The organism is Desulfovibrio sp. OH1186_COT-070 (assembly GCF_003860215.1).
GTDB lineage: Bacteria > Desulfobacterota > Desulfovibrionia > Desulfovibrionales > Desulfovibrionaceae > Desulfovibrio.
In genome coordinates this window covers 23350-29349 of record NZ_RQYH01000029.1, presented here as the reverse complement: position 1 = coordinate 29349, position 6000 = coordinate 23350, and the positions used below count along the sequence as shown (strand labels likewise).

Annotated in this window: 6 protein-coding genes and 1 pseudogene; 1 reads left to right on the top strand and 6 read right to left on the bottom strand. The window is 58.1% G+C overall.

Annotated features, from left to right (window positions below):
- Window positions 1–86 (top strand): annotated as a pseudogene (locus EII23_RS09345) (IS5/IS1182 family transposase); the annotation flags it as partial.
- Between the two features lie 235 nt (window positions 87–321).
- On the opposite strand, the gene EII23_RS09340 reads toward EII23_RS09345, so the two are convergent.
- From EII23_RS09340 to EII23_RS09315, 6 genes are read right to left on the bottom strand one after another with little or no spacing between them, the layout of a single operon-like run.
- Window positions 322–723 carry a 4Fe-4S binding protein gene (locus EII23_RS09340; RefSeq protein ID WP_124793115.1) on the bottom strand — a complete coding sequence of 134 codons (402 nt, stop codon included), beginning with the start codon at window positions 721–723 and terminating at the stop codon, window positions 322–324.
- Between the two features lie 5 nt (window positions 724–728).
- Window positions 729–1811, bottom strand: coding sequence for a nickel-dependent hydrogenase large subunit (locus EII23_RS09335; RefSeq protein WP_124793114.1), 1083 nt, complete (start codon window positions 1809–1811; stop codon window positions 729–731).
- Complete coding sequence (locus EII23_RS09330) at window positions 1808–2275, bottom strand: NADH-quinone oxidoreductase subunit C (protein ID WP_124793113.1); 468 nt, start codon at window positions 2273–2275, stop codon at window positions 1808–1810. Before EII23_RS09330 ends, EII23_RS09335 begins: the two co-directional genes overlap by 4 nt.
- Window positions 2276–2293: 18 nt before the next feature.
- Complete coding sequence (locus tag EII23_RS09325; protein WP_124793112.1) at window positions 2294–2827, bottom strand: NADH-quinone oxidoreductase subunit B family protein; 534 nt, start codon at window positions 2825–2827, stop codon at window positions 2294–2296.
- A 12-nt stretch (window positions 2828–2839) separates the two neighbouring features.
- Complete coding sequence (locus EII23_RS09320) at window positions 2840–3691, bottom strand: respiratory chain complex I subunit 1 family protein (RefSeq protein WP_124793111.1); 852 nt, start codon at window positions 3689–3691, stop codon at window positions 2840–2842.
- Window positions 3688–5643 (bottom strand): NADH-quinone oxidoreductase subunit L, encoded by a 1956-nt coding sequence (locus EII23_RS09315; RefSeq protein WP_124793110.1) that lies wholly within the window; start codon window positions 5641–5643, stop codon window positions 3688–3690. The genes EII23_RS09320 and EII23_RS09315 overlap by 4 nt, the downstream gene beginning before the upstream one ends.
- Window positions 5644–6000 lie beyond the last annotated feature (357 nt).

Below are 6000 nucleotides of genomic sequence, written 5' to 3'. Positions count from 1 at the left end.
TCGCTACGCGCTACGCAAAACGAAGCCTTTCCTTCCTTGCCGCCGTGCAAATCAGGTGCATCTCATTGTGGGCAAAAATAATTTGACGACACTATCTAAACAACTTGGCGGGCTACGCCATTTTTCAAATGTGCGAAACTTTCTGTACGGTATCCTTCAGCAAAAGCAAGGGAGACAAAAAAGGGGTCGAAACACTTCAGGCGTAAAGCCAAGGGGACTTTGGCCTCGGACATTCCGTGACAAATCCCTCCCGAAACCGCCGCAAGGCGATTTCGGGAGGGATTTGTCACGGCAGGGCATGTGTACAACTGCCGCGCTTCGTCAGTCTTTGGAGGCTTTTTTCGGCGTGGCGGGCGCCGCATCAGCGCCAGCCTTGGCGGACTTTTTGGCGCGCGGCGTTCCCGCCCGCTTGACCACAAACTTGGTAACCGACGCCCTGCGGTGCACAGGCCCTTGGATCAGACACTTGGTGGGACATTTTTCCACGCAGGCCGAGCAGTACACGCAGGAAAAGGGATCGTATTTCCATATTCCCGCCTTGGCGTCCACCACAATGGCGTCTGTAGGGCAGACGCGGGCGCAGGAATTGCAAAAGATGCACTTTTCCACGTCATTGAAAAACACTCCCCGATAGAGGGGAAAAGGCTCACGCTCCTCCAGCGGGTACAGCCGCGTGGCGGGCTTTCCTGACAGGTTGCGCAAGACATTGGGAAGCATATACATATGGGCTACCTCTCTGTGCAGGAAATACAAGGATCAATGCTTAGCACAATCACCGGCACATCGGGCAGTTTGCAGCCCGGCAACATGTGCAGCAGGCACGGAACATTGGCAAAGGTCGGTGTGCGCACACGCATCCGCTCAAGGAATTTGGTGCCGTTGGCCCGCACATAATAGAAAAGCTCGCCGCGCGGCTGCTCCACCCGGAAGACGGATTCGCCTTCAGGATTGCCGGAGATCTTCACCGCAAGCTCACTCTCGGGCAGACGGTTCAGGGCCTCACGGATCAGGTCAATGGCCTGGAACACCTCATAAAAGCGCACCTTGGCCCGCGCGTAGCAGTCTCCGTCCTTTTCCACCACGGGGATGAAGTTCAGATCCTTGTAGGCGGCGTAGCCGTGCATGCGCTCGTCGATTTCCCAGCCGCTGCCGCGCAGGGTGGGGCCTGCCGCTCCCAGCAGGCGGGCATCGTCCTTGCTCATGTAACCGATGCCGCGCGTACGTTCCTGCACCGTATAGTCGTCCAGCATGGTGCGCGTCAGTTCGCGGTGGCCCGCTTCCAACTCCGCAAGTTTTTCCAGCATCCAGCGAATCTGGTCCGGAGCAAGATCACGCCGCACGCCGCCGACCACGTTGACCGACAGGATGACACGGTTGCCCGCCGTGGCTTCGCAAATGTCCATCACCGCCTCGCGGATGCGCCAGAACTGCTGGAACACGCTTTCAAAGCCAAAGGCATCGGCAAACAGTCCCAGCCAGAGCATGTGGGAATGAATGCGGTGAAGCTCGGACCAGATCACGCGCAGAAACTGGGCGCGCGGGGGCGCGGTGATGCCCATCATGTCTTCAATGGCGTTGCAGTAACAGTTGGCGTGGATGCAGGAGCAGATGCCGCAGATGCGCTCCACCACAAAAACCATCTGGTTGTAGTCCTTGACGCGCACCAGACTTTCCAGCCCCCGGTGCACAAAGCCCAACTGGGGCACAGCGCCCACAACGGTTTCGTCCTCCACCACGAACTTGATGTGCAGAGGCTCTGGCAGAACGGGATGTTGCGGCCCAAAGGGAATGACAGTGGTACGGTTGCTCATGCCTGCTCTCCTTTGGCCTGCTCTCCCCCGGCGGCCGCGGCGGGCCGCCGCACCGTGGTCATGGTGAAGTACGGCGCGTGCGTCACTTCACCTTCCAGATACATGGCCCCCTGATAGTCCAGCGGCATGCCCGCGAAGCGGACGCCGAACTGGTCCTGCGTCTCGTTTTCGATCAGCACGGCGCAGAAATAAATGCCCGAAATGCTGGGGATAGGCTCATCCTTGCGCACGTCCAGCCGCAAATGCGTCATGCCCTTGGAGTCCACGGGCGACCATACGCACATGTCCGCATTGCGGCGCAGATCCGACATGGTCAGGTTTTCGTCAAAGTGGTAGTAGAGCCGCAACGTGTTCTCGTCCAGCACTGTCTGCGACAGGGTGACAAAACGGTATTTTTTCTCGGCCAGCAGGCGCACTTCGTCCAGAAGCGTCTGCGGCGTCACGTCCTTTGCTTCAAACAACATGGTATGATCCTTTCCGGGCTATCCCGCGTTTTGCTGTGACTTGTCGCCATCTTTGGCGACAGGCGTATTTTCCTCGTCGCCCGGCATGAGTTTGGCCTCCGGCTGGAGTCCCATGCCCATCTTTGCCTTGAGCACGCCAAGAGCCTCCACAACGCCGTCAATGATCGCCTCGGGTTTGGGAGGGCAGCCCGGCACGAAAACGTCCACGGGAATGACCGTGTGCGCGCCGTTGAGTACATTGTAGGTATCTTTGAATACGCCGCCGGAAAGGTTGCAGGCGCCGATGGACACCACAGCCTTGGGCGAAGGCATCTGGGCATAAATCTGCTCAAGAACGTGCCTGTTGCGGTGGTTCACCGTGCCGGTGACCAGCAGCACATCCGCGTGCTTGGGGTTGCCCACATTGACCACGCCAAAGCGCTCCACATCGTAGATGGGGGTCAGACAGGCCAGCACCTCGATATCACAGCCGTTGCAGGAGCCGCAGTCAAAATGGACGATCCACGGAGACTTGAGACGGCTCCGCTTGATCATTGTGTCGACAAAACCCATAGTCCCGCCTCCTTACGCCACATACAGCCATAAAAGGTTAACCAGCGCCAGTCCCATGCCCAGCAGGAGGGACTTTTTCTGAACCATCCACTGCCACGTCAGGCGGGCGGTGATGTTGTCCACAAGGATTTCCGCAAACAGGGTGGCCATGACCAGAAGCAGCATGCCCACAACGCTGGTGTGCCAGAACATGGCGCACAGCCCCAGAATGAGAATCAGATCCAGCCAGTGGGCGATTTCGGTCAGCGCGAGGAAGGGGCCGGAATACTCGGTCTGCACGCCGCGCACCAGTTCCTGATGGCCGTGGTGGCTGGCGGAAATGTCAAAAGGCGACTTGCGCAGCTTGATGGTCAGGGCGTAGCCCAGAGCCAAAAACATCAGCGGCATTTTGAGCAGCAGAGGCTCCTGTTGCTCAAAAACCGACGACAGCGAAAACGATCCCGTGCACATGGCAAAACCCACGAACACCAGGATCAGGATGGGCTCGTACGCCAGCATGAGCAGAAGCTCGCGCTGTGCGCCCACATTGCTGTAGGGCGAGGGCACACAGATGGCTCCCACCACCTGAAAGACGGCCCCCACAGTCAGCACAAAGAACAGAATCAGGAGATTCCCCCCCATAAAGAAGATCAGCAGGGAAAGAATGGAGGAGATCAGGGTAATGTACGTGCTGAAAACCAGCCAGGCATTGGGAACCACAAGCTCCTTGCCCAGCAGTTTGAACACGTCGTAAAAGGGCTGCAAAACCGGAGGCCCGAGGCGCGACTGAAGGCGCGCGGTGATCCGGCGATCCACTCCGGTGAGCAGACCTCCTACCAGAAACGACAGCAGAACTCCGCCGATAGCGCCGAGGATAAGCATCAGAGCAGACCTCCTACCAGAACGATCAGGAACGCGGTGGAAATAATGTCAATGCCTCTGGTAATCTTGCTTTCGCCGAAGTACTGGGAAAGGTAGAAGTTGGATACCTTTACCGGCTCAAAGGCATTCATGGGGCCGCGAAAGCCCACAGCGCCGTCCTGCTCCGCCGTCAGGCCGGAAAAATACGGCCTGGCATGGGCAGAGGACGGTATTTTCCTGGCGGCCCGCCAGGCGAACCAGACGCCGATGCCCAGCAGAATGAAGAGAAAATAGATCCAGAAAAAGCTTTCCGTTCCCGTCAGCGTTGCGCCGGGAATAAAGCCTTCGGCCTTGAGGTTGAAGCGGGCGTAAATTCCCGCCACCGAAGGCTCCACAAAGGTCTTCAGAACCAGCGGCGAGATGAAGGAGAAAAAGACCGCCAAACCGCAGAGCGCCCGCAGGGAGAAAATCACCGATGCCTTGGGATGGCCGGGCGTCGGACGCTCGTGCAACTTGGTGGAAGAAACAAGCACACCCGCCCAGCGCGCCCAGAAAAGCACCGTGAAGGCGGATCCCAGAGCCACAAAGAAGACAATGGGCGTCATGGCTTGCGTGGCGCGGGCAATGGCCTCGATGGCCATCCACTTGCCGATGAGCATGCCGAAGGGCGGCAGCATCATGGTCAGAATGCCGATGAAGGTGATGATGGCCGTGCGCGGCATCTTGCTGTACAGCCCCCGCATGTCTTCAATATCGCGCGAGCCGATGCGCTGCTCGATGGCGCCCACGCACATGAAGAGAAGCCCCTTGGACACCGAGTGGTAAATGATGATGGTGGTGGCGGCCATCATGGAAGCTGCGGTATTGATGCCCACGCAGGCAATGATCAGGCCCAGGTTGGCAATGGTGGAGTACGCCAGAACTTTTTTGGCGTTGCTCTGGCTTACCGCAAGAATACAGGTGGCCACAAAGGTAAACGCGCCGAAAAGCGCCACAATGGTGGACATGGTGGTTCCCGCAAAAGCGGGCGCCATGCGCAGCAGCAGGTAGGTTCCGGCCTTGACCATGGTGGCGGAGTGCAGCAGGGCCGAAACAGGAGTGGGCGCGACCATGGCGCCGCACAGCCAGCTTTCAAAAGGCACCTGGGCCGACTTGGTGAAGGCGGCCAGGCAGAAAAAGGCGAAAGGCAGAAGCATGGCCGTGCTCTTGATCTCCAGCGCGGTCATCTTTTGCAGCACAAGCTCGGTGGACAGCGTGCCCAGCGACTTCTGCACAAAAAGCATGGCCGACACAAAGGCCAGACCGCCCAAGACGTTCATCCACAGAGCGCGGTAGGCATTGGCTTTGGACTCCTCGGTCTGGTCATGGCCGATGAGCATGAAGGAGCAGAGCGTGGTGACTTCCCAGAAAAAGAACATCCAGGACAGGCTGTTGCACAGCACCAGACCGTTCATGGCCCCCAGGAAGCAAAAAATGATGGCAAAAAAGCGCGGCTGGCGGGAAACACGCAGCTTCAGGTGCTCCTCGTGCAGATCCATGTAGCCCAGACCATAAATGGTGATCAGACCGCCCACCACCGAAATGATGATGACCATGATCAGCGAAAGCCCGTCAGGGGCAAAGGCGGTCACGGGCGCGGCATTGTCCGCCAGGACAAACTTGAGGTACAGCATGCCCACAAGCTGCAACACGGTCATGCCCATGACGGGGCGGCTGTTCAGCTTCCAGCCCAGACCGAGAATGTAGACCAGCAGCAGAATGTCCAGCACGCCGAACATGGCGTCCAGCGGCAACCCCCAAAATGTTTCCACATGCAGATGAAAGGCACCGTTGGTGCCCAGCGCCACGGCTGCAAGACCCATGACCACTACGGAAGACGAAACCAGCAGTTTTCGCAGCCCCCCATCCTGTGTGAAATAGAGGGCAAGCGCCACCAAAAAAGGCAGTGCAACACAGCAAAACACAAGTATACTCATTGTACAAGCCCCACTACAGTGCAAGTTGTGAAAAACTTCACTCTATGACAGCATCCTCACAACATCAAAAAGTACTTTCCTCCTTGCCAATACTGTCCGGAATATTCTTTTTCAGAGTTATCCGAAGCCCGCTCCTGCGTCAATAACAGCAGGCGAAAAAACTTTTCCTGTTTGCCCGCTCAACACTCAGCACAGGCCGTGAATCTTCGCGGGCAAGCCGCTCCATCATCTCCGCACGGCCCCCGGAAGCCCTGCCGGGCATGCCGCCACAACTGCCCCATGGCAAACGTCAACCTCAGAAAAAGCGGCAGGCCCGCCCACCCCAGACGGACAGGCCGCTTCCCACCCGCGAAGCAA